The following is a 24,027-nucleotide window of genomic DNA, read 5'->3' as shown; positions in this document are numbered from 1 at the left end:
GCGCCCCAAGGGGCGCCTTTTGTTATTGGACGGAGCGATCAGAGACCGTTCTGCGTCGACGCCTGGCTCACGACCGCCGCCGGCGGCAGCGTGAGGCGGTTGTCGACCGCCTTGACCCCGGTGGCCGACGACGCGACGACGGTGGCTCGCTCGCGGGTCGGTGCGTCCGGCGCCTGGCCTTCGAGCCTGACGACGCCATGGTCCGTGCTGACAACGATGGGCACGGCGGCCAGCGTCGAGTCCGCCGCCAGCGCACTGCGCACCTTCAGCGTGATGCCGCTGTCCTCCGGTGACGGCAGCGGTGCCTGGGCCAGCGGGGCCACCGGCGTCGCCGCAGCGGCACTGGCCGACGTGTCAGGCGTGGCCGCAGCCACCGGCGGCGTGCTGGGCGACGCCGAAGGCGGGGTCTGCGGTGCCGTGCCCGGACTCACCGTCGGGCCTGCGGCGGTCGGTGGCAGCGTGATCGGCGCGTTGCCCGGCGGGATCGTCAGCGGCCGGTCGCTCTCCAGCGGCATGGCCGGCGCGGCGGCCACGGCCGTCGGCGGTTGCAGGGCCGGCGAAGGCCGCAGCGGCTCCAGCGCGCCGCTGCCCGGTGCAGCTCGCGCGACCAGATCAGGACGAGCCGCCGGGGCGTCCGCCTGGGCGAGCCGGCGCGGCTCGACGGCAGGTTTCACCGTGGTCACCGGCGGGCCCAGGCGGGCAGGCTCGGCGGCGGGCGGGGGCGCGGCGGCGGCCGTCGTGCCCGCCTCCTCGGCAGGCGCCGTCGGTGTCGCCTCGGGTGCCGGCGTGGCGGCTGCCACCTCGGTCGGCGGCTCGACGCTGCCCGTCGCAAGGGTGGGCGGCGCACTCGGGGTCATCGGGCGGTTCGCCGCCCAGAGGGCGACGGACGCGATGACCGCGGCGCCAGCACCGGCAGCGACCATCCAGCCCAGCTTGTGGTCACGCTGGGGCGGCAGCGTGGCTTCACGGTGCTGGGGTCGCGCGGCAGACGGGCCAGGGTCGACGCGCGGCGCCTCGGCGGCGGCCGGCGGCGAAGCCAGCGACTCGCTGATGTGCGTGCCGTTGGTCAAGGGCCTGGCGCCGGACCGCAGGGCCGCCACGCCCACCCGGCGCGTGGCCGACCTGTCCGACGGCGTCGAGTCGATGTGGTTGGCCCAGCCCTCGGCATGCATGGATTTCGGGAATTTCATGTTGGCCTCCTGTCGTCGTGTGATCGACGTTTGCGGTGAAGCCAACTTTGCGTGCGGGCCAGCCAGGCTCTTGCCGGCGCAGGCTCCCTCGTTTTGTAGGACAAGGGAACGGGGGCGTGAGCAGTTGTGAGTGCGGTGAGGGCTAGAAGCCAGGCACGCTGGCGCGTTGCAGCCAGTTGCGCGGCGAGTAGCGGCTGCCCGCATCCGTCACGTGCAGCGTGTAGGCATGGCGCGACTTCTCGGAGCGGTTGGCGGCCGAGTAGTGCGGCAGCAGGCCGTGGAAGACGACCAGCGAGCCGGCCTCGACCTCCAGCGGGATGGCCTGCCGCGAGTCCGCCGCCGGCCAGGGCGTGGCGTCGACCTGCTCCATCCAGGCCTTGCGGCCCTCGCGCACGAAGCGCTCGCGCAGCACGCCGCGCGCGCCACGGTGGCCGCCGGGCTCCGTCCACAGGCAGCCGTTCTGCAGCGTCGCGTCTTCCAGCGCGAACCAGAAGGTCGTCACGGTGACCGGGTCGCTCTCGAAGAAGCTGGCGTCCTGGTGCCAGCGCACCTCGCCACCGATGCCGGGCTGCTTGAAGATGAACATGCTCTGCCAGACCTGCGGCTTCGCCAGGCCCAGCCCTGCGGCCACGCCGCGCAGCGCGTCGCCGGTGGAGAAGGCACGGAACACCGGGTCCAGGTCGTGCATCGCGTGGCCGATCTTGTTGATGGCCAGCTCCTTCGCCACGCGCAGCCGACCCTGGTCGTCGAAAGCCTCCTCCTCGAAGAAGCAGCGCACCTGATCGCCGCTGTCGAGGAAGTAGTCGTCCACGTGGCGCTGCTGCTCCTCGGTCGTGAAGACGGGGCGCTGCTCGCCCGGGTCGAAGGCGTCGACGATCTGCAGCGCGCGCCCGCGCAGCGCGGCGATCTCGGCGGCGGACTTGAAGCCGGGGATGACGAGGTAGCCCTGGTTGGCGTACAGGGAAGCGAGGTTGGCGTCGATCTTCATGACTTTGTGGGAAGGACTTGTGCCGATTGTGTGGCCACATCCGTGCGCCCACAGTCCCGCGCACATCACGCCCGAAGGAGCTCCGATGAAAGCGCTGAAAGTCCTGTTGGTCGCCGTCGTCGTGCTGCTGGCCCTGCTCGCCGGCGGCGGGCTGCTGCTGTCGCCGAAGTTCTCGGTCTCGCGGACGACCGTCATCAACGCCGCGCCCGACAAGATCTACGCCCTCGTCGCCGACCCGCGCGCCTGGAAGGCCTGGAGCGCCTGGAACCGGCGCGACCCGGCCATGGCCATCGAGTACAGCGGTCCGGCCTCGGGCGCGGGCGCCGTGTGGGCCTGGAAAAGCAAGAGCCAGGGCGACGGCCGCATGACGTTCACGACCGCCGACGCGCCCAGGCGGCTGGGCTACGAGTTGTTCTTCCCCGACTTCGGCACCACGTCCAGCGGCGAGTTCCGGCTCGACGCCAACGGCGGCGGCACGCAGGTCACTTGGACGATGGACGGCGACATGGGCGCCAACCCGCTGAACCGCTGGATGGGCCTGTTCATGGACAGGATGGTCGGGCCGGACTTCGAGGCCGGCCTGACCAACCTCAAGGCGCTCGCTGAAAAGCCCTGAGCCTCAGCTCGGCTCCCAGGCCAGCACCAGCGCCAGCGCGGCCTCGGTGACGGCGCGGCCGACCGGCGTGGCCGGGTCGGGTCGGCGCAGCCGCGGCTGCGGGCCGCTGAGGTCCAGGCTGCCGACCACGGTGCCCTGGTACAGCATCTCGTAGCCGACGGCGGCCGTCTGCGGCTGCGCACTACCTTCCAGCAGGTGCACGGAGCGCAACCCCACGGTCAGCTCGCCGCGGCGGTACGCGCCCTCGCGGCTGAGCTTGCCGCGGCGCAGCTGGCCCTCGCCGATCTGCAGCATCGCCGCCGGCGCGCTGCCCCATTTGCAGCTCAGCACCCAGGGTCTGGCGCTCACCAGGCGGGCATTGGCGCTCGGCTCGGGCGTCCAGCCTTCGCAGACGGTGGCGTTGTCCGCCGCGCCGGCATTGAAGCGCAGCGGCGTGCGCAGGTCGGCCGGCAAGGGCTCGAACAGCGCCAGCCGGTCGGCGCCGCGCTCGTAGTGCACGCGCTGGCCGCTCAGCGTGAACTCGCCCTGCCGCCCCCACGCCGACTTGCCGAAGCGCTCCTCCGCCACGCCGGCCACCGACGGCGACTGGGCCATGCGCGCATCGCGCGGCACGCGGGACGGCGCCTGCACCGCGGCACAGCCGGCCAGCAGCAGGACAAGGGAAGCGATGACGAGCGCGGAACGCGGCATGGCGAGGGGGTCAGAGGCGTTGAGGAGGAACAACTCTAGGTCCGCGCCGCCGGCCCAATGAACTGTTACCCGGCGTTGCGTCCTGTCGCGCACGCCTGCCCCGCCTGAGTGGTCAGGGTGTCTGGGGCTCCGACGCCGCAGCCTCCGGCGCCGAGGCAGAGGCCGCCGGCATGCCGATGCGCGCGATGGCCAGGTCACCCGCGAACTCGCTGTAGAACCAGTCGTCGCCCACCTTCACGAGGCCGTCGTCCGGTGGTGCGATCAGCGTGTTGGGCTGGCCCTTGAGCGCGACGGCCATCGTCGCCGCCCAGACGGGCAGCGCCAGGCCGCCGCCACTCTCGCGTTCGCCCAGCGACTTCGGCGTCGGGTAACCGATCCACACGGCGCCGACGCGCGAGGCCTGGAAGCCGCAGAACCACGCGTCGACGGCGTCGTTGGTCGTGCCCGTCTTGCCGTACAGGTCCCAGCGGCCCAGCAGCGCACTGGCCCGGGCGCCGCTGCCCTCGCGCGTGACGGCAGCGAGCAATTGCGACGTCATGAAGGCGTTGCGCGCGCTGATGGCCTGCCGCAGCTTGGGCGGCTCGGCCTGGAACAGCACCTCGCCCTGCGCGTCCTGCACCTTCTGGATCAGCCAGCCGGTGGGCTGCTGCCCCGCCTCGGCGAAGACGGCGTAGGCCTGCGCCATCTGCAGCGGCGTGACGGAACCGGTGCCCAGCGCCAGCGTCAGGTTGTCCGGCTGGCGCTGGTCGTCGAGGCCGAAGCGTGCGGCCCAGTTGCGCACCCGCTGCGGGCCCATGGCCTGGACCAGCCGGATGGACACCATGTTCTTGGACCGGGCCAGCGCCTCGCGCAGCGTCAGCGCGTCTTCGTACTGGCCGTCGTAGTTGCGCGGCGCCCAGTCGCCCTGCACGAAGGGCTGGTCACTGACCTGCGTGCCGGCCCAGGCGCCCTGCTCGATGATGGCCGAGTAGATGAAGGGCTTGAAGGCCGAGCCCGGCTGGCGGTAGGCCTGCGTGGCGTTGTTGACCTGGTTGCGCGTGAAGTCGAAGCCACCCACCATCGCCCGGATGGCGCCCGTGGCCGGGTCCAGCGTGACGACGGCGCCTTCGGCCTGCGGCGTCTGGCTGAGGGTCCATTGCTTGCCGGACTCCAGCACCCGAACGACGGCGCCGCGCTTGGCGCTCTGCAGCGGGCGCTGCGCGGCGCCCTTGAGCGTGATGCGCTCACCATCGGACAGCACCAGCCGGGCACCGTTCTTGTCCTGCTCCAGCAGCACGGCGGTGCGCAGCTCGCCGAGGTCGGGGTGGGCATCAAAGGCGGCGTCCAGCGCCTCGTCCAGGCCGTCGGCCTTGTCGTCCGTGCCAGGCAGGTCCACCGTCGCCTCCGGGCCGCGGAAGGGCTGGCGGCGCTCCAGCTCGAACAGCGCGTGGCGCAGCGAGTCCTGGGCCGCCGCCTGCTCGGCGTAGAACAGCGTCGTCGTCACCGTCAGGCCGCGCGTGTAGGCCTCCTCGCCGAAGCGCAGCACCATCTCGGCGCGCACCTGCTCGGCGGCGTGGTCGGCCACGCCCGCCAGGCGCTTGGGATGCAGGATCTCCAGCGGCTGCTCGCCCGCTGCCTTGGCCTGCTCGGGCGTGATGAGGCCCACCGCCGCCAGCCGCTCCAGCACGACGGCCTGGCGGCGCTTGGCGCGGCCCAGGTGAACGGCCGGGTTGTAGCCCGCGGGGTTCTTGGGCAAGCCGATCAGCAGCGCCATCTCGGCCGTGTTGAGCTTGTCCAGGCTCTTGCCAAAGTAACGCTCCGAGGCCGCCGCAAAGCCGTAGGCGCGGTTGCCGAGGAAGATCTGGTTCATGTAGATCTCGAGGATCTGCTCCTTGGTCAGCGCGTGCTCGATCTTGATCGCCAGCAGCGCCTCGACGACCTTGCGCGTCCAGCGCTGCTCCTTGGTCAGGTAGGTGTCACGCGCGAGCTGCTGCGTGATCGTCGAGGCGCCATGCAGCGGGCCGCCGTGCGTGATGTTGCGGAAGAAGGCCCGCACGATGCCGCTGAAATCCACGCCCGAGTGGGTCCAGAAATCCGCGTCCTCCAGCGCCAGCAGCGAGTCCTGCATGGACTTGGGGATGTCCTTCAGCGGCACGAAGCGGCGCCGCTCGGCACCGAACTCGCCGATGAGCTGGCCGTCGGCACTCATCACGCGCAGCGGCTGGTGCGGTTGGTAGTCGGTCAGCGTGTCGAGCGCCGGCAGCTGCACCCAGACGATGGCCGCGACGATGGAACCCAGCAGCAGCACGCCCAGCGGCAGCGCGATGAGCGCACCCAGCCACGGGCGTTGGACGAAGAACTTGAGCATGGGTGCATCGTAGGCGGTCCGCGGCGACAGCTTCGCGCAAGCCCCCGGCAACGCTTTGAGGATGCGCCGCCCTCCTCGTCCACAACTGTGGGGTCGAGGTCGGCGGGAGGCTTGCCTAAGCTGAGGGCCTCACCTTCCGACGAGGACGCCATGCGAATGATCTGCACCTGCCACATCGTGCCCAAGGACGTGCTGGAACGTCTGGCCGGAGACAAGAAGCTCAGCGCCGAACTGCGCCAGGCCGCGCGTGCCAGCGCCCGCCTCAGCGACGGCCTGCGCGCACTGCGCAACCAGGCCGGCGCGCTGACGCAGCTGGCCCACGAGGCTGGTGCCCACCTCGTCGAGCTGGCGCCCTCGCCCAAGGTCACGGTCTACGACTGCAAGAACACGCAGACGCTGCCCGGCACGCCGCTGCCGGGCGCCAAGGCCTCCAAGGACGCGACCGCCAAGCGCACCTTCGCCGAGACCACGCTGGTCGCCAAGTTCTACAAGACGGTGTTCAACCGCAACTCCATCGACGACGCCGGCATGACGATGATGTCCAGCATCCACTTCGGCAAGGGCTACAACAACGCGATGTGGAACGGCACGCAGATGGTCTACGGCGACGGCGACGGCAAGCTCTTCGTCGACTTCACCAAGGGCGACGACGTCATCGGCCACGAGCTGACCCACGGCGTCACGCAGCACAGCCTGCAGCTGGCCTACAGCGGCGATGCAGGTGGCCTCAACGAGAGCGTGTCGGACTGCTTCGGCTCGATGTTCCGGCAGTGGAGCGCCAAGCAGGACGTGAATGCCGCCGACTGGCTGATCGGCGCCGACATCATGGGCCCCACAGCCAAGGCCAAGGGCTACAGGGCGCTGCGCAACATGGCCAAGCCCGACGACAAGGCCGCGCTGGCGCCGCAGCCCACGCTGTACTCGCAGATCACGCCCGGCATGGACCCGCACTACAGCAGCGGCCCGCCCAACCTCGCCTTCTGCACCGCCTGCAAGACGCTGGGCGGCAACAGCTGGGAGAAGATCGGCCAGGTCTGGTACGCCGCGCTGACCACGTCCGGCGCTCACCCCAACATGACCATGCCCCAGTTCGCCGCCCGCACCCGCCAGCTCGCCGCGCAGAAGTACGCGGCGCAACCCGCCGTTGCCTCGGCCGTGGACGCGGGCTGGAAGAAGATCGGCCTGTGAGCCTCGATGCAGCCTGAAGACCGCCTCGACATCGAACGCCTGGGCGGCTTCGCCGGCATGGGCGGCCCCGGCGCGCGCATCCGCAGCACGGGCAGCCTGGTCGGACACGCGCTCAGCGCCGACGAGCGTCAGCACCTGGCTGCGCTGTTCGGCGGCGCGCTCCCCGCCGCCGGCCACCCCGGCGCGGCCGACGGCTTTCGTTACCGGCTCACGCTGCACCCAGCCGGCGGCGGCGCGCCCAGCAGCGTCGAGCTGCCGGAGTCGGCCGTGCCCGAGCGGGTGCGCGACAGCGTCCACGACGAACTGATCTGAGCCCGCCGCCGCCTGCGAGCGGCGCACCACGCATCAGCCCGGCTTGATGCGGCCGTCCACCACCTCGATGAGCCGATCACAGCGCTGCGCCAGCGCCGGGTTGTGCGTCACGAACAGCACCGCCGTGCCCGACTCGGCACTGAAGCGGCGCAGCAGCATGAAGACGGCCTCGGCGCTGACCGTGTCGAGGTTGCCGGTCGGCTCGTCGGCCAGCAGCAGCGGTGGCTGCATGGCCAGCGCCCGCGCCACGGCGACGCGCTGCTGCTGGCCGCCGGAGAGTCGGTCCGCCGGCCGGCCCGCGACCTCGGCCAGCCCCACGGCCGCCAGCAGCTCGGCCGCCCGCGCCTGCATGGCCGGGTCCGGAAAGCCGCGCTGGCCCAGCATCGGCAGCATGACGTTCTCCAGCGCGCTGAAGGCCGCGATCAGGTGGTGGTACTGGAAGACGAAGCCGATGCTGCGCCCGCGCAGCCGCGTCAACGCGGCGTCGTCCAGCGTGGCGACGTCCTGCCCCTGGATGAGGAGCCGGCCGGCGGTGGGCCGGTCCAGCAGGCCGACGAGATTGAGCAAGGTGCTCTTGCCCGACCCGGACGGCCCCATCACGGCGCAGAACTCGCCCGGCTGCAGCGTCAGGTCGATGCCGTGCAGCACCTCGGTCTCGATGGGCGTGCCGACGTTGAAGGCCTTCCTCACGCCGACGAGCTGGACGGTGGGCGGCGTCGTGCTCATCCGCGGATCGCCACGACGGGGTCCAGCCGCGCGGCCCGCAGCGCCGGGGCGAAGGCGGCCATGAGGCCGGTCAGCGCCGCCAGCGCCACGGCCACGACGAAGAGCGTCGGATGCAGCTCCAGCAGCCACAGCGGCGTGCCGTCGGGGTTGCGCTCGATGCGCGTCCACAGCAGCAGCGCGGCCGCGCCCAGCGCGCAGCCGAGCAGCGCGCCGCCAAAGCCCAGCAGCGCGCCCTGGATCAGGAAGACGCGCAGCACGCGGCCGCGCGTGACGCCCATCGCCCGCAGGATGCCGATCTCGCGCGAGCGCTGCACGACGGACACGACCAGCACGCTGGCGATGCCGAAGGCCACCGACAGGCCGACGAAGAAGCGGATCGACGTGTTGGCCGTGCTCTGCGCGTTGATGGACGAGAAGAACTGCGCGTTGTTGCGAATCCAGCTGTCCGCCTCGACGCCGGTGACGGCCGTGATGCGCTGGGCGACGCCCTCGGCGCCCCAGACGTCGGTCACCGTCACCTCCAGGCTGGTGGCGCCGCCGGGCAGGCCCATCAGGCTCTGCGCGGTGTGCAGCGGCGCGAAGGTGGTGCGCTGGTTGGCGCCGCGGTTGCCGAGGTCGAAAAGGCCAGCGACGTTGAGCGTGGTCTGTGCGCCCGACGGCGCCGTGAGGGCCAGCTTGTCGCCCACGCCGACGCCGAGGTCGCTGGCCAGGTCCACACCGATCAGCAGGTCGTTGGGCCCCAGGCGCGCCTCGCCCTGCGTGATCTTGTCGGGCAGCGGCACGATGCGGAAGTAGTCGCGCGCGTCGACGCCCACCACCGAGATCGAGCGGCTGGCCGCGCCGCGCGCGAGCAGCGCCGAGCCGCTGACGACGGGCGTCACGATCATCACCTCCGGCATGGCCTGGAGCTGGGCCTGCACGGCGGGCCACTGGTCGATGGAGCGCACGCGCTGCAGCGGCGCCTGCACGGTGGCGCCGGCCTGCTCGCCCGGCGCGGCCGGCAGCTGGCGGGCCGCCTCCTTGGGCGGCAGCAGCTGGATGTGAGCTTGGCCCGTCAGCACGCGGCGGATGAAGTTGCCCTGCAAGCCCAGCAGCAGCTCGGACATGAAGACGATGACGGCCACGCCGATGGCCACACCGCCGATGATGAAAGCCGTCTGCATGCGCCCCTCGCGCAGGAAGCGCAGCGCGACGATCCACTCGAAAGGCTGCCAGGACTGCATGCGCCGCCTGCCGTCAGGGCGCCGCGTCGCGCAGGCGCACGCGCGCACCATCGCGCAGCGTGATGCTCGCGGGCAGCAGCCTGTCGCCGGGCTGCAGGCCGGCCGTCACCTCGGTCCAGCCCCCCGAGCTGGCGCCCACCTGGATGTCCACGCGCCGGGCCCGCTTGCTCTCGACGCGCAGCACCCAGGGCCGGGGGCTGCCCGGGTCGTGCACGGCGTCGCTGGGCGCCAGCACGGCCTGCGGGCGCCGCGCCACCTCGATGTTGACGGAGACCGTCATGTCCTGCCGCAGCTCGGGCGGCGGCTGCGGCACGTCCAGCTTGGTCGTGACGGCACCGGTCTGGGCGTTGATGCCTGGGTTGACGTAGGCCAGCCGCGCGTCGAAGCGGCGCTCGGGGTAGGCCTCGGCGCTGGCGCTGGCCGGCTGCCCCAGCACCAGGTGGCGCAGGTTCTTCTCGTCCACTTGTACGACCAATTGCGTCAGCCCCTCGGGCGACAGCGTCATCAGCGTGCGCCCGGGCGCCACCTGCTCGCCGGGTTCGACCGCGCGGGCGATCAGCACGCCCGCGGCCGGCGCGGTGATGCGGCTGTAGCTCTCGCGCACGCGGGCGGCGTCCAGCGCCGTGCGTGCGGCCTCGAGATTGGCCTGGGCCAGCGCGAAATCGCTGCCACGAGGCTGCTCGCTCTGGGCCTGCTTGACGGCCCCGCTCCACTGCGCCTCGGCCAGGTCGCGCGCCTTGGCGGCGTCGTCCAGCGCCGCCTGGCCGATGAAGCCCTGGCGGAACAGGTCGCTCTGGCGCTGGTACTGGGCGCGCGCGTTGTCCAGGTTGACCTGGGCCTGGCGCACGGCCAGCAGGGCCACCGGCCCTTGCACCTCGACAAGCTGGCGCAGCTTTGCCTCGGCCTGGGCCCGCTGCGCCTCGGCCGCGCGCACGGCGGCCTGCAGTTCGCGGCCGTCCAGCTCGATCAGCAGTTGGCCACGCTCTACGCGCTGGCCCTCGGCCACCGGCACGGCGGTGACATTGGCCGTGAGCTGGGCGCCGAGGTCGATGCGGTGCGGTGTCTCGACATGGCCGCTGGCGACGATGGTCTGCACGAACTCCGCGCGCTTCACCGTGTAGGCGGCGGCAGACGTGCCGTGCCACAGCCCCCAGCCCGCAGCGCCGACCAGCACGAGCGCCACGCCCCCGGTCACGATCCATTGCTTGGCAACCATGTCCCTCCCGTCCAAACCGGGAGCCATTGAACGACGCCGACGACGACGCCGGGTTGATCGGGCTCAAGGGACCGGCATCGGGCGGCTTCAGACCGCGCGTTCCGCCGCGGAGATCAGCCGGCTGATGCGCGACACCGACAGGCCCAGTTGCCCGGCCAGGTCGGTCATCGCGACGCCGCCCTCGGTGTGGGCCAGCCACAGCGCCTGCTCGCGGATGCCGCTGGCGCGCTTGAGCCACTCGGCCCAGCTCGTGCGCGCCACGCGCCGCGGCGCGACGGCGGCGGCACGCATGCGCCGGGCGAAGTCGGCATCGCCCAGGAAGATCTGCTCGCGCAGCCGGCCCGGGAAGAGCTGCAGCCCCGGCTCGGAGGCGACGAGGCGGGCGTAGCGATCCCCAGCCAGGCGGTGCTGGGCGGCCGTCACGGCCGGGCGGTCGAGCAGGAAGCTGTGCAGCCCATCGACGTCCAGCCACTCCGGTGCAGCCTCCAGCCCCGCCAGCGCGCGGAAGCTGGAGCCCGCCCAGCCGGCGGCGCCGCGCGCCACGCCCTCGCGCACGGGGCCGAGGTCCACGTGGCGGCAGGCATCCAGCAGGTGGCGCTCGCGGTCCACCAGCACGGCGTGGAAGCGCCCCTGGAACAGCGGCCCACCGAAGCCATCACGGCGCTGGCGGTGCTGGGTGTAGACGCCGTTGACGTGGCGCATCAGCGCAGACAGATTGGCGCGGCGCGTGAACAACAGCAGATCGTAGTGCTGGGGCAGCAGTGCGTAGGCCAGCGCGATGGCGTCGAAGCGGTGCAACGCCTGGGCCAGCAGCGCGAGCATCTCGGCGCGGTCCAGTTCGTCGGCAAAGGCGGGCCGGCTGCTCTCGGGCGGGCAGTGGGCGCTGATCAGGTAGACCGCGCCGGCAATCTCGAGTCGAGCGGGCCGGGCCATGCGCCACATTAAGTCGCGCCGCCCGGAATGGCAAGATGGCGGCCTGCCGGCGCCTCATGCGCCCGGCAGTCTCCATGAAGACCCACCAGATCGAAATCCAGAAATTCAAGGCCGCCAGCAACAACCTGGCCGGCCAGATTCAGTTCAAGGTCGATGCGCTCGTGTCGAACCGCACGCCCATCGACGGCATCGAGCCCAGCAGCATGCTGGTGATGACAGAGCAAAACGCCCGCGTGCTGATGGCCCTGCTGAAGGCGCAGATCGCCGAATTCGACAGCAAGAAACCCAAGAGCCGCCATGGCCGCCACGGCTGAGCCCACGAGTCCACGCCATGCAATACCCCCAATACAACCCCGCCTCCGACAACCGCCCGCTGTCCGACGACGAGCTGAACGACCTCGATGAGCTGCTTTCCGTGCTGCCGAGCGACGGCGCGCTGAACATCGAGGCGCTGGACGGCTACCTCGCCGGCCTGCTGCTGACGCCAGGCCGCCCGCTGTCCCACCTGCCCGGCGACGCCTGGCTGCCCGTCGTCTGGGGCGGTGACGGCGAGCCCGAGCCGGCGCCCTTCGTCAGCGGCAAGCAGCGCAAGAAGGTCGTCATGCTGGTGCTGCGCCACTTGCAATCCATCGCCACGGCCTGGACGCAGCACCCCAAGGCCTGGGAGCCCATCTTCAGCTTCGCCGACGGCGAGAGCGAGACGGACGACGAGGACGAGGCCCCCGAGTACGCCGACGCCGAGGACTGGGCCGCCGGCTTCCTGATCGCCGTGGACCTGGCACCCGAGGCCTGGAAGCCCTGGTTCGACGGCGGTGAGACGGCCCCGCTGCTGGCGCCCATCGCCGCGCTGGGCACCGAGGACGGTCCGCTGGCCGACGCCGGTGCCGAGGCCCGCGACGAAGCCAGCCGCGCAATTCCTGACGCCATGCTGGCACTGTGGGCGATTCGCCAGAAATCGTGAGAAGCGGTCTTTATCCCCTCATCGCAGGTGGTTGACGGCGCGGCTTTGGTTCAAACTCGACCCATGCTTCACACCGCGCTCGCCGTCCTGGGCCTCGCCATCTGCGTCTTGCTGGCCGTGCACATGGCCCTGCCCTGGCGCTTGCGAAGCCGGGTGGACGCGCAGTTGGCCCGCCTGGGCGGCTGGCTGCAGGCGCAGCTCGACCGTGCCGTCGGCTGGCGCCGCCGCCAGCGCCAGACCCGTGCCGCCGCGCTGGAGGCCGACCGCGTCATCCGCCGCGCCCGCGAGTCGGCGCAGCATGGCCGTGTTGAGGGCGAGTGGGATGGCAACGTCTACCGCCCCAAGAGCTTCGAGAAGCCCAAGAAGCCGCACTGAAGCGGCCGCCGGCTGCGCTCAGTCGCCGCCGGACTGCTGCAAGCGCCACATCTCCGCGTAGCGGCCACCACGGGCCAGCAGCGCGTCATGCCGGCCGCGTTCGATGATGCGGCCCTGCTCCAGCACGAGGATCTCGTGGGCGTCCACGACCGTCGACAGCCGGTGCGCGATGACCAGCACGGTCTTGTTCTGGCCTACCGACTCCAGCTCCGCCTGGATGGCGCGCTCGTTGGTGGAGTCCAGCGCCGACGTGGCCTCGTCGAAGATGAGGACGGGCGGGTTCTTCAGCAGCGTGCGGGCGATAGCCACGCGCTGCTTCTCGCCACCCGACAGCTTGAGCCCGCGCTCGCCGACCATCGTGTCGTAGCCCAGCGGCGTGGCGGCGATGAAGCCGTGGATGTGGGCGGCGCGGGCCGCGGCCTCCACCTCGTCCTTGGCCGCGCCGGGCCGGCCGTAGGCGATGTTGTAGGCCACCGTGTCGTTGAACAGCACCGTGTCCTGCGGCACGATGCCGATGGACTTGCGCAGGCTGGACTGCGTGACCGCGCGGATGTCCTGGCCGTCGATGCGAATCACGCCGCCGTCGACGTCGTAGAAGCGGTAGAGCAGCCGCGCCAGCGTGCTCTTGCCCGAGCCGCTGGGGCCCACCACCGCGACCTTCTTCCCCGCCGGGATCTCGAAGCTGACGCCGTGCAGGATGGGCCGGGCCGGGTCGTAGGCGAAGCGCACGTCGTCGAACACGACACTGGCGCCCTTCACCTGCAGGTCGGTGGCGCCGGGCACGTCGGCCACCTCGCGCTCGCGGTCCAGCAGCAGGAACATCTTCTCGATGTCGGTCAGCGCCTGCTTGATCTCGCGGTAGATGACGCCGAGGAAGTTCAGCGGGATGTAGAGCTGGATCATGAAGGCGTTGACCATCACCAGGTCACCCAGGCTCATGTGGCCGGCAACGACGCCCTGCGTGGCCCGCCACAGCATCAGCACCAGCGCCGTGGCGATGATGAGCTGCTGGCCGGTGTTCAGCATCGACAGCGTCGTCTGGCTCTTGAGCTGCGCGCGGCGCAGCTTCTCCAGGCTCTCGTCGTAGCGGCGCGACTCGAAATCCTCGTTGTTGAAGTACTTGACCGTCTCGTAGTTCAGCAGCGAGTCGATGGCCTTGCTGTGCGCGACCGAGTCCAGCTCGTTGAGCGTTTTGCGGAACTGCGTGCGCCAGTTGGTGACGACGACGGTGAAGGTCACGTAGACCACCAGCGCCGCGACGGTGATGCCGGCGAACCAGACATCGAACTTCACGCCCAGCAGCGTCAGCACGAGCACGACCTCGATCAGCGTCGGCACGATGCTGTAGAGCGAGTAGCTGATCAGCGAATGCACGGCGCGCGTGCCACGCTCGATGTCGCGCGTCATGCCGCCGGTCTGGCGCTCGAGGTGGAAGCGCAGGGACAGGTCGTGCAGGTGACGGAACACCTGCAGCGAGATGCTGCGCGACGTACCCTCGGTGGCCTTGGCGAAGATCAGCTCGCGCAGCTCGGTGAACAGCGAGGTCGACAGCCGCAGCGCGCCGTAGGCCAGCAGCAGGCCCAGCGGCACGACGAGCAGCGTCTGCGGCGAGCCCGGCTTCAGGTCCAGGCTGTCGATGAGGTGCTTGAGCAGGATGGGCACGCCCACGTTGCTGAGCTTGGCGCCCACCATGAAGGCCAGCGCCAGGCCGACGCGCCAGCGGTAGCGCCACAGATAGGGCAGCAGGCGACCGACGGTGCCCCAGTCACCGCGGACGGCGGGAACGGCAGCATTGGGCGTTGAAGGCAGGTCGATGGCGCGCGGCGTGGATCTCATGGGAGCGGTCAGGGCCGAAAATGGCGGCAGTCCGATTGTCCCAAGTGAACACCATGTCCCAGGAATCAAGCCCCGCCCCGCACAAGGCCGGCGACCGCGAGCTCGTGCTGCGCGTGATGCCCATGCCCGCCGACTCGAACGCCAACGGCGACGTGTTCGGCGGCTGGATCATGGCGCAGGTGGACATCGCCGGCTCCATCCTGCCAGCGCGCCTCTCGCGCGGCCGCATCACGACGGTGGCCGTCAACGAGTTCATCTTCAAGCAGCCGGTCTCCGTCGGTGACCTGTTGAGCTTCTACGCCACCGTGACGCGCGTGGGCCGCACGTCGGTCACGGTGCACGTGGAGGTGTTCGCCGAGCGCAACCCGGAGAACCTGCACGTGGTCAAGGTGACCGAAGCCAACCTGACCTACGTGGCCATCGACCGCGAGGGCAAGCCGCGGCCGATCACGACCTGATCGGTCGCGAGCTTCAGCTCAAGGTGTCACGATCAGATCGACCGCGTCGTAGGAGAAGCCCGGGCTCAGGTAAGCCGTGCCCGACGTGCCGCTGACGACGTTGATCGTCACCGTGTTGGTGCCAGCCACCAGCGCCGACGCCGGAATGGCGTAGCTGTAAAGCCGGTTCACGCCGCGGTAGGTGCCGACGGTCAGGTTGCGCGAGCCCTTGGCGGGTGCCGTCGGGATGGCCGAGCTCCAGCTGTTGACGGTGATCTGCGGGCGTGCGGCGCTGAATTCGGCCGTCGTGCCCAGGCGCAGCGTCAGGTTCTGCACCTGGGCGCTGGTGAGCGTGAACGTGATGACGCGGGCGTTGTTGACGTCCTTCCACTGGTAGGCCGGGAAGCCCGCCGCGGCCGTCGACGTGCCGACGACGAAGGTGGACGGCACCCAGCTGCTCATGCGGCTGTCGGTCGGGTGCATGGTCGTCAGCCGGCCACCGTTCAGGAACTCCGCCGGCGAGCCGTCCCAGTTGCCAATGCGCCACAGCGCCGCGGTGCTGGACGGGTCGTTGAGCGTCAGCGTGTTCAGCGCCGTCGTGCCGCCGGCCGTCACGGTCACGCTGCCGGTGTAGACCTCCAGTTCGTTCTTGTAGACGGTCAGCGTGTAGGTGCCGGGCCGCATGCCGGTGGCCTTGAAGTAGCCGTTGCTGGCCAGGTTGGCGGTGGTCCAGTACTGCGCCGTGGCGTTGGAGAAGCCCACCGTGTAGGTGAAGTTGGCGTCGGTGCCGGCCAGGCCCACGCCGGCCACGGCGCCGCGGCCGGCGGGCGCCACGTAGCCGTCCAGCGCCATCAGCGAGAACCAGCTCGTGTCGGGCGCCGACGGCGCGCCGCCGCTCGTGAACATCAGCGTGTAGCTGTTGAGCACACCGAAGCGGAAGGCCTCGGTCTGTCCTTCGCCGTAGTTGACGATGTAGGTCAGCTCGTTGTTCGTGGACGTGATCTGGTTGAGCAGGCTGCGGTAGAACGGGCCGCCGGAGTTGCCCTCGTTGTTGTCACGGTAGAACCACAGGCCCACGGTACCGGCGCTGTTGCGGCCGCCGAAGTACTGCCAGTCCTTCAGTCGCATGTTGGAGTAGTGCTTGGAGCGCGTCTGGCCAGTGCTGGAGATGCCGAACACGTCGCTGGACTCGACGGTCGTGTCGGTGCTGCGCAGGTCCTGCGGCCAGTTGCCGCTGCTGTCCGCGCCGCCCGGCGTGCCGGCCGGCCCGCCCTGCGACAGCACGCCGATGGGCACGCGCACGATGAAGCGCACGAGGTTCAGCGTATCGGGCTCCTCCATGAAGTAGGTGCCCATGTAGATGCGCGGCTCCCCGCTCTTGGCCATGTAGTAGTGCCTGAGCACGTTGCCGCTGCTGCTGTAGACGGTCACCGTGATCTTGATGTACGCCCCGCCGCTGACGACGCCGCCGTCCGACGTGGATGCGGACGTGGCGACGCCGGTGCTGCTGATCATCTGGGCCTGCACGTCGACGGCCGAGACGTTGCTGTAGAGGTAGTCGAAGCCCGAGTTCAGCTGCGAGCCGCGGCTGGCGTCGGCGTACTGCACGCCGTTGTAGAGGATGCTGGAGAGGTCGCCCTTGGACTGCGTGCTGGAGCCGTTGTCGTAGGCCATGACCTTGAATACCAGGCCGCCGCCGGTGTCCACCTGGTACTGCACCTTGGACGAGCTGCCGCTGTCGTAGACGGTGGTCAGGCTGAAGGCCGCCAACGCGGGCGAGCCCAGGGTCATGAAGAAGAGTGCGCAGGCTAGCGCACCCAGCCGGCTCAGATGCCGGCGGAGAAAGTCGATCCGCATGTTTGTCTCCGTTGGTGCCCGGCCATCTACTGCTGACTGCTGCGGCCGGTGCTGCCGCATGATTGCGGCCGGATCAGTCTAGGAAGCGGCTCGCCGCCGTGGCACTCAAGTTGTTGAGCGGTTCGCAACCTGCGGTAAGGCCGCCACGATCTGGTCGGCGAGCGCCTCGGCCCACAGCGCGTAGCCGCGCGGCCCGGGGTGGAAGCCGTCAGCCGCCATCAGCGCTGCCGCATTGCGCTGCATGGCCTCGGGCAGGTGCACGACGCGGCGCAAGGCCTGCCCCCGCGTCTGCGCCGCCAGCGCCGCGTTGAAGCGCGCCGCCTGCCGGCCGAAGAACCAGCGCAGCGGCTGCGGCAGCAGCGGGAAGCTCTGCATCGGGGGTGCGGCGCAGTGCACGCTCAGCCGTACGCCGGCATGTTCGCGCGCATGCGCGTCGATGGCGTCCAGCGCCGCCAGCGCCTCCTGCGGCGGCACCTGGTCGACGACGTCGTTGACACCCAGCGACGTGATCAGCACGTCCGCCGCGCCCACATCCGCCGCCTGCAGTGCCGCCAGCGCCTGGTTGCTGCGATGGCCGCTGGTGGCGATGAGCTGCCAGCCCACCGGATCGCCCAGCCGCGTTGCCAGCGCGCGGGCCAGGCAGCCGGCCAGCGCTTCGTCCTGATGTGCCGCGCCGACGCCGGCGGCCGACGAGTCGCCGACGATGAGCAGCCGCAGCACGCCCCCATCCCGCGAGCGCTCGCCGGCGGCCTCGGGCAGGCGCAGCGCCGTCGCACGCACATGGCGGCCCTGAAGGATCAGCAGCGGGCCCAGCAACAGTTTGGCAAGCGTCAGGCGCATCGGGCGTGGGTCATTTCGAGGCCGCGGCGTCAGCAGCGTCCGACGGCAGGCCGCCGCGCCGTCCGGCATGGCGGCGACGGGCGGGACCGTAGGCTGCGAGCGTGCGCCGTCGAGGCGTCAACCGAGAGGAGTCCGCCATGCTGCGTTACGCCATCATCTTCTTCGTCATCGCCCTGATCGCCGCCGTGTTCGGCTTCACGGGCATCGCCGCGAGCGCAGCGGGCTTCGCCCAGCTGCTGTTCTACGGTTTCCTCGTCCTGGCCGTCCTCGGCCTGCTGGTCGGGCTGGTGCGGCGTTAGTCGAACTTGGAGAAATCCGGCGCCCGCTTCTGGAAGAACGCCTGGAAGGCCTCCATGGCCTCCGGGCTGCGCAGGCGGGCGCCGAAGATTTGCGCCTCGCGCGTGATGGCCGCCTTGACGGCCTCGCGCTGAGGCTCGCGGATCAGCTTCTTGCTGTCCCGCACAGCGCCCGGCGCCAGGTGGTTGAAGCGCTCGGCCACACGGCGGGCGTGGTTCAGCACCTCGCTGCACGGCAGCACGCGGTTGGCGATGCCGCACTCGACCGCCTGCTCGCCGGTGAAGGGGTCGCCCAGCAGCAGCTTCTCGGCTGCGCGGCGGTTGCCCATCAACTGGGGCACGACGACGCTGGACGCGAACTCGGGCACCAGGCCCAGGCCCACGAAAGGCATCGCGAGACGGGCCTCATCGGCGACGAACACCAGGTCGCAGTGCAGCAGCATCGTCGTGCCGATGCCGATGGCCGCACCGGTCACGGCGGCGACGACGGGCTTGCCGCAGTCCACCAGCGCGTGCATGAACTGGAAGGTCGGTGCGTCCTCGCCACGCACGGGGCCGGCCATGAAGTCTTCGAGGTCGTTGCCCGACGTGAAGATGCCGGGCTGGCCGGTGATCAGCACGGCGCGCACCGCCTTGTCTGCATCGGCGGCGCGCAGCGCATCGGCCATGTTCTGGTACATGGCCTGCGTGATCGCATTCTTTTTCTCGGGGCGGGCGATCTCGATGGTCGCGACGCCGTTGACGGTGTAGCTCTTGATGGTCATGTCTGACTCCTGTCGGGGATCAGTTGCATTGTCGCGGGCCGGGCAGGCCGGCGTTCAGCGGGGCCTGGCTGGGCGAGGGCTCACGCCACTGCAGTCCTGGCGTGGAACTGGGTCCAGTGGTTTGCCAGATGCATCAGATGGGCTCGCTCGTACTGCGGCTTGGTCAGCTCGCCGTAGGCGAAATGAGGCCGCAGCGTACCGTTGAACTGGGTGAAGGCGTCCATCGCCGCGAGCAAACGGTTCACGGCCGTCTTCAGCGCCTGCGACGGGTCAAGCGCCGGCGCGCCCGGAATGGGCTCATCCAGACTGTGGCTCATCGCGCCGCGGGCGTTGAAGACACTGAACGCCGCCGAGCCAAGGGTCGAGCGGAACCAGGCGCCCTTCAACACCGGAAATCCCTGCATCGAGAACTCGATGCTCTGGGCCAGATGCTGCAACACCTGGCTGAGGTTCCAGGGGTTGTCCTGCACGACCTTGGGCGTGAACAGCAAGTCCAGCACAGCCTGCTGGGCCTGCTTCCAGCTCATGAAGGTCTTCAGCTCGCCGGTGCAGCCGGCGAGCGGTGCCGCCGCCAGCAACACCGTCGTGGTCTTGAGCGCGCGGCGGCGGTCCATGGCTTACAGCCTCTCGAAGATGCCAGCGGCGCCCTGGCCGGCGCCGACGCACATCGTCACCATGCCGTACTTGCCGCCGGTGCGGCGCAGGCCGTGGATGACCGAGGCTGCGCGGATGGCGCCGGTGGCGCCCAGCGGGTGGCCCAGCGCGATGGCGCCGCCGTTGGGGTTGACCTTGGCTCGGTCCAGCTCGATGCCCTTGCTGTCGAGGTCGTTCAGCACGGCCAGCGATTGCGCGGCGAAGGCTTCGTTCAGCTCGACCCAGTCCAGGTCCTTGGCGGTGATGCCGGCGGCCTTCAGTGCGACGGGGATGGCTTCGATCGGGCCGATGCCCATGATCTCCGGCGGCACGCCGCGCACGGCGAACGACACGAAGCGGGCCAGCGGCGTCAGGTTGAAGCGCTTCAGCGCGGCTTCGCTGACGATCAGCAGGCCGCCCGAGCCGTCGGAGGTCTGCGAGCTGTTGCCGGCGGTCACGCTGCCCTTGGCGGCGAACACGGGCTTGAGCTTGGCCAGGCCCTCGAGCGACGTGTCAGGACGGGCGCCTTCGTCGAGCTTGACGGTGCGGGTCTTGGTGTTGACCGTGCCATCGGCCAGGTTGGGCGTGCGCTCGATGACATCGAACGGCGTCATCTCGGCGTCGAAGTGGCCGGCCTGCATGGCGGCCACGGCGCGGCGGTGAGATTCCACCGAGAACGCGTCCTGCGCTTCGCGGCTGATCTTCCACTGCGCGGCGACCTTCTCGGCCGTCAGGCCCATGCCATAGGCGATGCCGATGTTCTCGTCCTTCTCGAAGATCAGCGGCGACAGGCTGGGCTTGTTGCCGCCCATCGGGATCATCGACATGGACTCCACGCCGCCGGCGAACATCACGTCGGCCTCGCCGACGCGGATACGGTCCGCGGCCATCTGCACGGCGGTGATGCCGGACGCGCAGTAGCGGTTGATCGTCACGCCGCCGATGGTGGGGCCCAGGCCGGCCAGCACCGAGGCCACGCGGGCGATGTTCATGCCCTGCTCGCCTTCGGGGAAGGAGCAGCCGACGATGGCGTCTTCAATCGCGGCCGGGTCCAGGCCCGGCGCCTGCGCCAGCACGGCCTGCATGACCTTGACGAGCATCTCGTCGGGGCGCGTGTTCTTGAAGTAGCCGCGGCCGCTCTTGCCGATGGGCAGACGGGTGGCGGAGACGATGTAGGCGTCTTGGACTTGCTTGCTCATGACTTTTCCTTTCAAGCCTGGGGCTTCTCTTTGGGCACCCAGGCCCAGACAAATTCACACTCGATCGGCTCGATACCGGCTTCGTCGGTCACGGTGACGGCGACGCGCACTTCGCCCTTGGTCTCGCTCGCCATGCTGGCGCGCTGGGCCTCGGTCAGATGCGCGCGGGCGACGAGGCCGCCGGTGGCGCGCTTGCGGAAGTTCACCTGCAGCGACTTGCACAGCGGCAGGCAGTCGTCGCGCACGTTCATGCCCACCACCATGCCGGTGGCCGTTTCGGCCAGCAGCGACATGGCGGCCGCGTGCACGCCCTTGATGTGGTTCTGCACGGGGCGACGGTTGGCCACATGGATCTCGCTGCGCTCGGGCGTGAGCGCAACGAAATCCAGCGACGCCGTGCCGGTGAAGGGCACCGCACGGCGCAGCGCGAAGTTGCGCGCGGCGCCCCGCAGCGGGCCGGGCAGACCGTCCAGCTTGGCGAGCGTGCGTTGAAGCCGGTTCACGACGATGGACCTTCAGTTGCGGACGGGCTTGCCGGTTTGCAGCATGCCCATGATGCGCTCTTGCGTCTTGGGGTTGTCCAGCAGCGAGCAGAAGTGCTTGCGCTCCAGCGCCATCAGGTACTCCTCCGTCACCAGGGAGCCAGCCTCGACCTCGCCACCGCAGACCACGTCGGCGATCGCCGCGGCCAGGTGGTAGTCGTGCGCGCTGACGAAGCCGCCGTCGCGCATGTTGGCGACCTGGCCCTTGATCGTCGCGATACCGCTGCGGCCCGCGACCGGGAACAGCGCCTTGTGCGGCGGGCGGTAGCCGGCCTCGGACATGCCGATGGCGGTGGCGGTGGCCACGTGCAGCAACTCGTCCTTGTGGGGCACGATGATGTCGGACTCAAGCAGGAAGCCGTTCTTCTTGGCCTCATGGGCCGACGTCGCGACCTTGGCCGTGGCCGCGGTCAGGAAGCCGTCCTTCAGGAAGCTCAGGATGTCCGCACCGGCATTGCCGGCGGCGGCCATCTCGGCAGCGCGGCGGGCGATGTAGGTCAGGCCGCCGCCGCCGGGCACCAGGCCCACGCCGACTTCGACCAGGCCCACATAGCTCTCTACGTGCGCGACACGGCGCGCGCAATGCACGGCCAGCTCGGCACCACCGCCCAGCGCCAGGCCGCGCATCGCGGCGACGACCGGCACGGTGGCGTAGCGCAGGCGCAGCATCATGTCCTGCAGCTTCTTCTCTTCCGGCGCGATGCCCTTGCTGCCCATCTTCATGAAGACGGGCATCAGGCTCTCGAGGTTGGCACCGGCAGAGAACACGTCGTCCGGGCTCCAGATCACCATGCCCTGGTAATCCGCTTCGGCGATCTCGACGGCCTTCAACAGGCCCTCGGTGACGGCCGGACTGATCAGGTGCAGCTTGGCGGTGATGGAGGCGATGACGACCTTGCCGTCCAGCGTCCAGACGCGCACTTCGTCGTTCTTGAACAGCTCGGTGCCCGACTTCAGCGGGTCGGCGGCGCCGGTGCCCAGCAGCGATTCGCGGAAGGCCTGGCGGGCGTAGACCGGCAGCTCGCTGCGCGGCTTGAACTTGCCCTCGGCGGCGCTCCACGAGCCTTGCGGCGTGTGCACGCCACCGGCTTCGGCAACCGGACCTTCGGTGACCCAGGCCGGCAGCGGCGCGCTGGACAGCGTCTTGCCGTCGGCGATGTCGGCGGAGATCCATTCGGCAACCTGCTTCCAGCCGGCGGCCTGCCACAGCTCGAACGGACCTTGCTGGCTGCCGAAGCCCCAGCGCATCGCGAAGTCGATCTCGCGCGCGGTGTCGGCCACGGTGTCAAGGTGCACGGCGGCGTAGTGGAAGCTGTCGCGCAGGATGGCCCACAGGAACTGAGCCTGCGGGTTGGTGGATTCGCGCAGCAGCTTGAGGCGGTCGGCCGGCTGCTTTTTCAGCATGCGGGCGACGATCTCGTCGGCCTTCTTGCCGCCGGGAACGTACTCGCCCGTGGCGAAGTCCAGGCGCTGGATGTCCTTGCCGACCTTCTTGTAGAAGCCGGCGCCGGTCTTCTGGCCCAGCGCGCCCTTCTCGATCAGGCCGGCCAGCACCTTGGGCGTGGCGTAGGTCGAGTAGAACGGGTCGTCCTTCAGGTTGTCCTGCATCGTCTTGACGACGTGGGCCATGGTGTCGAGGCCGACAACGTCTGCGGTGCGGAAGGTACCCGACGACGCGCGGCCCAGCTTCTTGCCGGTCAGGTCGTCGACGACGTCGACCGACAGGCCGAACTTCTCGGCCTCGATCATCGTGGCCATCATGCCGGCGATGCCGACGCGGTTGGCGACGAAGTTGGGCGTGTCGTGGGCGCGCACGACGCTCTTGCCCAGCGACGTCGTCACGAAGGCTTCGAGCTGGTCGAGGATTTCAGGCTGCGTGGTCGGCGTGTTGATCAGCTCGACCAGCGCCATGTAGCGCGGCGGGTTGAAGAAGTGGATACCGCAGAAGCGCGGCTTGATCTCTTCGGGCAGCACTTCGGACAGCTTGGTGATGCTCAGGCCCGAGGTGTTGGACGCGACGATGGCGTGGGGTGCCACGAAGGGCGCGATCTTGGTGTACAGGTCGAGCTTCCAGTCCATGCGCTCGGCGATGGCCTCGATGATGAGGTCGCAGCCCTTCAGCACGTCGAGGTGCTCTTCGTAGTTGGCCTGCTGGATCAGCGGTGCCTCGGCGCTGTCGCCCAGCGGCGCGGGCTTGAGCTTCTTCAGGCCGTCGACGGCCTTGGTGACGATGCCGTTCTTGGCACCGTCCTTGGCGGGCAGGTCGAACAGCACGACCGGCACCTTGCAGTTGACGAGGTGGGCGGCGATCTGTGCGCCCATCACGCCGGCGCCGAGCACGGCGACCTTGCGGACTTGGAAACGACTCATGGGGGTGTACTCCTGGGTATTTCTTGAGAGATCGGTCACTCGACGCGAATCCACGTCTGCGTGCGGTAGAAGGGGCCGATGTAGCCGCGCATCTCCAGTTTCTTGCCTCCGTCGACGGGCTTCAAGCGCGTACGGTAGGTCTTGCCGTTATTCGGGTCCAGCACTTCGCCACCACCCCAGGTGCCGTCACCCTCGGACTTCACGCCGCGGATGATCTGCAGGCCCACGACGGGCCTGTCCTTGCGGTCGTCGCTGCACTTGTCGCAGCGGGCGTCGGCCGGGTCCTTGGGGTCCAGCAGCCTGTCGATGTTGCCAACCAGGGTGCCCCCCTGTTCGCTGATGCGGACCAGCGACTTCGCGGTTTTGCCGTCGTCGTCGATGGTCTTCCACAGGCCCACGGGGGTGTTTTGCGCAAAGGCAAGAGCGGGCAACAGCAGAGCAGCAGCGAACAGGGATTTCATCGGGCGTCCAGTTGTCGGGCAGCGAAT

At 69.9% G+C, this 24,027-nt stretch carries 25 protein-coding genes; 8 read left to right on the top strand and 17 right to left on the bottom strand.

Translation table 11 applies throughout. The features are described 5' to 3' along the window. Positions 1 to 38: 38 nt before the first annotated feature. Positions 39 to 1,190, bottom strand: coding sequence for a BON domain-containing protein (locus tag ACG04R_RS19455; RefSeq protein ID WP_394414625.1), 1,152 nt, complete (start codon positions 1,188 to 1,190; stop codon positions 39 to 41). Positions 1,191 to 1,332: 142 nt separating this feature from the next. Next, a complete protein-coding gene (locus ACG04R_RS19450) occupies positions 1,333 to 2,178 on the bottom strand; it encodes a phytanoyl-CoA dioxygenase family protein (protein WP_394414623.1) in 846 nt (281 codons plus the stop codon). A gap of 85 nt (positions 2,179 to 2,263) precedes the next feature. On the opposite strand from ACG04R_RS19450, the gene ACG04R_RS19445 reads away from it, so the two are divergent. Further along, positions 2,264 to 2,794 (top strand): SRPBCC family protein, encoded by a 531-nt coding sequence (locus tag ACG04R_RS19445; protein WP_394414620.1) that lies wholly within the window; start codon positions 2,264 to 2,266, stop codon positions 2,792 to 2,794. A gap of 3 nt (positions 2,795 to 2,797) precedes the next feature. Here the strand turns inward: ACG04R_RS19445 and ACG04R_RS19440 are convergent, their stop codons facing one another. Both ACG04R_RS19440 and ACG04R_RS19435 read right to left on the bottom strand, forming a co-directional pair. Continuing rightward, positions 2,798 to 3,484 (bottom strand): hypothetical protein, encoded by a 687-nt coding sequence (locus tag ACG04R_RS19440; protein ID WP_394414617.1) that lies wholly within the window; start codon positions 3,482 to 3,484, stop codon positions 2,798 to 2,800. 112 nt (positions 3,485 to 3,596) lie between these two features. Continuing rightward, entirely contained in the window at positions 3,597 to 5,831 is a 2,235-nt protein-coding gene (locus ACG04R_RS19435) for a penicillin-binding protein 1A (RefSeq protein WP_394414614.1), read from the bottom strand. A gap of 150 nt (positions 5,832 to 5,981) precedes the next feature. Here ACG04R_RS19435 and ACG04R_RS19430 point away from each other — a divergent pair, with 150 nt between their 5' ends. Both ACG04R_RS19430 and ACG04R_RS19425 read left to right on the top strand, forming a co-directional pair. After that, the gene (locus tag ACG04R_RS19430; protein ID WP_394414612.1) at positions 5,982 to 7,019 is read left to right on the top strand and encodes a M4 family metallopeptidase; all 1,038 of its coding nucleotides are present in this window, start codon (positions 5,982 to 5,984) and stop codon (positions 7,017 to 7,019) included. Positions 7,020 to 7,025: 6 nt separating this feature from the next. After that, positions 7,026 to 7,331 (top strand): protealysin inhibitor emfourin, encoded by a 306-nt coding sequence (locus ACG04R_RS19425; protein ID WP_394414609.1) that lies wholly within the window; start codon positions 7,026 to 7,028, stop codon positions 7,329 to 7,331. A 33-nt stretch (positions 7,332 to 7,364) separates the two neighbouring features. Here the strand turns inward: ACG04R_RS19425 and ACG04R_RS19420 are convergent, their stop codons facing one another. The 4 genes from ACG04R_RS19420 to ACG04R_RS19405 all read right to left on the bottom strand — a co-directional run bounded on the left by ACG04R_RS19420 (position 7,365) and on the right by ACG04R_RS19405 (position 11,429). Further along, complete coding sequence (locus ACG04R_RS19420; protein WP_394414606.1) at positions 7,365 to 8,057, bottom strand: ABC transporter ATP-binding protein; 693 nt, start codon at positions 8,055 to 8,057, stop codon at positions 7,365 to 7,367. Continuing rightward, a complete protein-coding gene (locus ACG04R_RS19415; RefSeq protein ID WP_394414603.1) occupies positions 8,054 to 9,280 on the bottom strand; it encodes an ABC transporter permease in 1,227 nt (408 codons plus the stop codon). Before ACG04R_RS19415 ends, ACG04R_RS19420 begins: the two co-directional genes overlap by 4 nt. Before the next feature lie 13 nt (positions 9,281 to 9,293). Further along, positions 9,294 to 10,496 (bottom strand): efflux RND transporter periplasmic adaptor subunit, encoded by a 1,203-nt coding sequence (locus ACG04R_RS19410; protein WP_394414600.1) that lies wholly within the window; start codon positions 10,494 to 10,496, stop codon positions 9,294 to 9,296. Between the two features lie 87 nt (positions 10,497 to 10,583). Further along, on the bottom strand, positions 10,584 to 11,429 hold the full coding sequence (locus tag ACG04R_RS19405) for a transposase (protein ID WP_394414596.1): 846 nt from the start codon (positions 11,427 to 11,429) through the stop codon (positions 10,584 to 10,586). A 74-nt stretch (positions 11,430 to 11,503) separates the two neighbouring features. Here ACG04R_RS19405 and ACG04R_RS19400 point away from each other — a divergent pair, with 74 nt between their 5' ends. The 3 genes from ACG04R_RS19400 to ACG04R_RS19390 all read left to right on the top strand — a co-directional run bounded on the left by ACG04R_RS19400 (position 11,504) and on the right by ACG04R_RS19390 (position 12,765). Then, positions 11,504 to 11,743, top strand: coding sequence for a hypothetical protein (locus ACG04R_RS19400; RefSeq protein ID WP_394414593.1), 240 nt, complete (start codon positions 11,504 to 11,506; stop codon positions 11,741 to 11,743). Positions 11,744 to 11,760: 17 nt separating this feature from the next. Further along, a complete protein-coding gene (locus ACG04R_RS19395) occupies positions 11,761 to 12,390 on the top strand; it encodes a UPF0149 family protein (protein ID WP_394414590.1) in 630 nt (209 codons plus the stop codon). A gap of 63 nt (positions 12,391 to 12,453) precedes the next feature. Next, positions 12,454 to 12,765, top strand: a complete 312-nt coding sequence (locus tag ACG04R_RS19390) for a hypothetical protein (RefSeq protein ID WP_394414587.1) — start codon at positions 12,454 to 12,456, stop codon at positions 12,763 to 12,765. Positions 12,766 to 12,783: 18 nt separating this feature from the next. Here the strand turns inward: ACG04R_RS19390 and ACG04R_RS19385 are convergent, their stop codons facing one another. Beyond that, positions 12,784 to 14,601: an ABCB family ABC transporter ATP-binding protein/permease gene (locus ACG04R_RS19385; protein ID WP_394414584.1), complete on the bottom strand. Its 1,818-nt coding sequence runs from the start codon at positions 14,599 to 14,601 to the stop codon at positions 12,784 to 12,786. Between the two features lie 53 nt (positions 14,602 to 14,654). On the opposite strand from ACG04R_RS19385, the gene ACG04R_RS19380 reads away from it, so the two are divergent. Further along, complete coding sequence (locus ACG04R_RS19380; RefSeq protein ID WP_394414581.1) at positions 14,655 to 15,059, top strand: acyl-CoA thioesterase; 405 nt, start codon at positions 14,655 to 14,657, stop codon at positions 15,057 to 15,059. An 18-nt stretch (positions 15,060 to 15,077) separates the two neighbouring features. On the opposite strand, the gene ACG04R_RS19375 is transcribed toward ACG04R_RS19380, so the two are convergent. Together ACG04R_RS19375 and ACG04R_RS19370 are read right to left on the bottom strand one after the other, a co-directional pair. Continuing rightward, a complete protein-coding gene (locus tag ACG04R_RS19375; protein WP_394414578.1) occupies positions 15,078 to 16,895 on the bottom strand; it encodes a rhamnogalacturonan lyase B N-terminal domain-containing protein in 1,818 nt (605 codons plus the stop codon). Between the two features lie 105 nt (positions 16,896 to 17,000). After that, entirely contained in the window at positions 17,001 to 17,735 is a 735-nt protein-coding gene (locus tag ACG04R_RS19370; protein ID WP_394414575.1) for an SGNH/GDSL hydrolase family protein, read from the bottom strand. Between the two features lie 137 nt (positions 17,736 to 17,872). Here ACG04R_RS19370 and ACG04R_RS19365 point away from each other — a divergent pair, with 137 nt between their 5' ends. Continuing rightward, positions 17,873 to 18,034, top strand: a complete 162-nt coding sequence (locus ACG04R_RS19365; RefSeq protein WP_394414571.1) for a DUF1328 domain-containing protein — start codon at positions 17,873 to 17,875, stop codon at positions 18,032 to 18,034. Here the strand turns inward: ACG04R_RS19365 and ACG04R_RS19360 are convergent. The 6 genes from ACG04R_RS19360 to ACG04R_RS19335 form a co-directional block, all read right to left on the bottom strand. Beyond that, positions 18,031 to 18,795 carry an enoyl-CoA hydratase gene (locus ACG04R_RS19360; RefSeq protein ID WP_394414568.1) on the bottom strand — a complete coding sequence of 255 codons (765 nt, stop codon included), beginning with the start codon at positions 18,793 to 18,795 and terminating at the stop codon, positions 18,031 to 18,033. The two genes, ACG04R_RS19365 and ACG04R_RS19360, sit on opposite strands and share 4 nt — an antisense overlap. 80 nt (positions 18,796 to 18,875) lie before the next feature. After that, a complete protein-coding gene (locus ACG04R_RS19355) occupies positions 18,876 to 19,409 on the bottom strand; it encodes a DUF1569 domain-containing protein (protein ID WP_394414565.1) in 534 nt (177 codons plus the stop codon). A 3-nt stretch (positions 19,410 to 19,412) separates the two neighbouring features. After that, the gene (locus ACG04R_RS19350; RefSeq protein WP_394414562.1) at positions 19,413 to 20,627 is read right to left on the bottom strand and encodes an acetyl-CoA C-acyltransferase; all 1,215 of its coding nucleotides are present in this window, start codon (positions 20,625 to 20,627) and stop codon (positions 19,413 to 19,415) included. 11 nt (positions 20,628 to 20,638) lie between these two features. Further along, entirely contained in the window at positions 20,639 to 21,130 is a 492-nt protein-coding gene (locus ACG04R_RS19345) for a DUF4442 domain-containing protein (RefSeq protein WP_394414559.1), read from the bottom strand. Positions 21,131 to 21,142: 12 nt separating this feature from the next. Then, positions 21,143 to 23,539, bottom strand: coding sequence for a 3-hydroxyacyl-CoA dehydrogenase/enoyl-CoA hydratase family protein (locus tag ACG04R_RS19340; RefSeq protein WP_394414556.1), 2,397 nt, complete (start codon positions 23,537 to 23,539; stop codon positions 21,143 to 21,145). 35 nt (positions 23,540 to 23,574) lie between these two features. Then, positions 23,575 to 24,000: a DUF2147 domain-containing protein gene (locus ACG04R_RS19335; protein ID WP_394414553.1), complete on the bottom strand. Its 426-nt coding sequence runs from the start codon at positions 23,998 to 24,000 to the stop codon at positions 23,575 to 23,577. Between the last annotated feature and the right edge of the window lie 27 nt (positions 24,001 to 24,027).

The sequence above is a fragment of the Pelomonas candidula genome (genome assembly GCF_043555985.1).
Classification (GTDB): Bacteria; Pseudomonadota; Gammaproteobacteria; order Burkholderiales; family Burkholderiaceae_C; genus Pelomonas; species Pelomonas candidula.
Note: the sequence above shows the minus strand (reverse complement) of the source record. Positions and strands in the feature narration are given on the sequence as shown.

Excerpts from the sequence above, each read along its gene's own strand:
- ACG04R_RS19405 (WP_394414596.1), bottom strand. The coding sequence starts at position 11,429 with ATGGCCCGGCCCGCTCGACTCGAGATTGCCGGCGCGGTCTACCTGATC.
- ACG04R_RS19420 (WP_394414606.1), bottom strand. The coding sequence starts at position 8,057 with ATGAGCACGACGCCGCCCACCGTCCAGCTCGTCGGCGTGAGGAAGGCC.
- ACG04R_RS19335 (WP_394414553.1), bottom strand. The coding sequence starts at position 24,000 with ATGAAATCCCTGTTCGCTGCTGCTCTGCTGTTGCCCGCTCTTGCCTTT.
- ACG04R_RS19350 (WP_394414562.1), bottom strand. The coding sequence starts at position 20,627 with ATGAGCAAGCAAGTCCAAGACGCCTACATCGTCTCCGCCACCCGTCTG.
- ACG04R_RS19395 (WP_394414590.1), top strand. The coding sequence starts at position 11,761 with ATGCAATACCCCCAATACAACCCCGCCTCCGACAACCGCCCGCTGTCC.
- ACG04R_RS19410 (WP_394414600.1), bottom strand. The coding sequence starts at position 10,496 with ATGGTTGCCAAGCAATGGATCGTGACCGGGGGCGTGGCGCTCGTGCTG.
- ACG04R_RS19340 (WP_394414556.1), bottom strand. The coding sequence starts at position 23,539 with ATGAGTCGTTTCCAAGTCCGCAAGGTCGCCGTGCTCGGCGCCGGCGTG.
- ACG04R_RS19415 (WP_394414603.1), bottom strand. The coding sequence starts at position 9,280 with ATGCAGTCCTGGCAGCCTTTCGAGTGGATCGTCGCGCTGCGCTTCCTG.
- ACG04R_RS19435 (WP_394414614.1), bottom strand. The coding sequence starts at position 5,831 with ATGCTCAAGTTCTTCGTCCAACGCCCGTGGCTGGGTGCGCTCATCGCG.
- ACG04R_RS19365 (WP_394414571.1), top strand. The coding sequence starts at position 17,873 with ATGCTGCGTTACGCCATCATCTTCTTCGTCATCGCCCTGATCGCCGCC.
- ACG04R_RS19360 (WP_394414568.1), bottom strand. The coding sequence starts at position 18,795 with ATGACCATCAAGAGCTACACCGTCAACGGCGTCGCGACCATCGAGATC.
- ACG04R_RS19370 (WP_394414575.1), bottom strand. The coding sequence starts at position 17,735 with ATGCGCCTGACGCTTGCCAAACTGTTGCTGGGCCCGCTGCTGATCCTT.
- ACG04R_RS19445 (WP_394414620.1), top strand. The coding sequence starts at position 2,264 with ATGAAAGCGCTGAAAGTCCTGTTGGTCGCCGTCGTCGTGCTGCTGGCC.
- ACG04R_RS19450 (WP_394414623.1), bottom strand. The coding sequence starts at position 2,178 with ATGAAGATCGACGCCAACCTCGCTTCCCTGTACGCCAACCAGGGCTAC.
- ACG04R_RS19355 (WP_394414565.1), bottom strand. The coding sequence starts at position 19,409 with ATGGACCGCCGCCGCGCGCTCAAGACCACGACGGTGTTGCTGGCGGCG.
- ACG04R_RS19440 (WP_394414617.1), bottom strand. The coding sequence starts at position 3,484 with ATGCCGCGTTCCGCGCTCGTCATCGCTTCCCTTGTCCTGCTGCTGGCC.
- ACG04R_RS19390 (WP_394414587.1), top strand. The coding sequence starts at position 12,454 with ATGCTTCACACCGCGCTCGCCGTCCTGGGCCTCGCCATCTGCGTCTTG.
- ACG04R_RS19455 (WP_394414625.1), bottom strand. The coding sequence starts at position 1,190 with ATGAAATTCCCGAAATCCATGCATGCCGAGGGCTGGGCCAACCACATC.
- ACG04R_RS19430 (WP_394414612.1), top strand. The coding sequence starts at position 5,982 with ATGCGAATGATCTGCACCTGCCACATCGTGCCCAAGGACGTGCTGGAA.
- ACG04R_RS19385 (WP_394414584.1), bottom strand. The coding sequence starts at position 14,601 with ATGAGATCCACGCCGCGCGCCATCGACCTGCCTTCAACGCCCAATGCT.
- ACG04R_RS19425 (WP_394414609.1), top strand. The coding sequence starts at position 7,026 with ATGCAGCCTGAAGACCGCCTCGACATCGAACGCCTGGGCGGCTTCGCC.
- ACG04R_RS19380 (WP_394414581.1), top strand. The coding sequence starts at position 14,655 with ATGTCCCAGGAATCAAGCCCCGCCCCGCACAAGGCCGGCGACCGCGAG.
- ACG04R_RS19375 (WP_394414578.1), bottom strand. The coding sequence starts at position 16,895 with ATGCGGATCGACTTTCTCCGCCGGCATCTGAGCCGGCTGGGTGCGCTA.
- ACG04R_RS19400 (WP_394414593.1), top strand. The coding sequence starts at position 11,504 with ATGAAGACCCACCAGATCGAAATCCAGAAATTCAAGGCCGCCAGCAAC.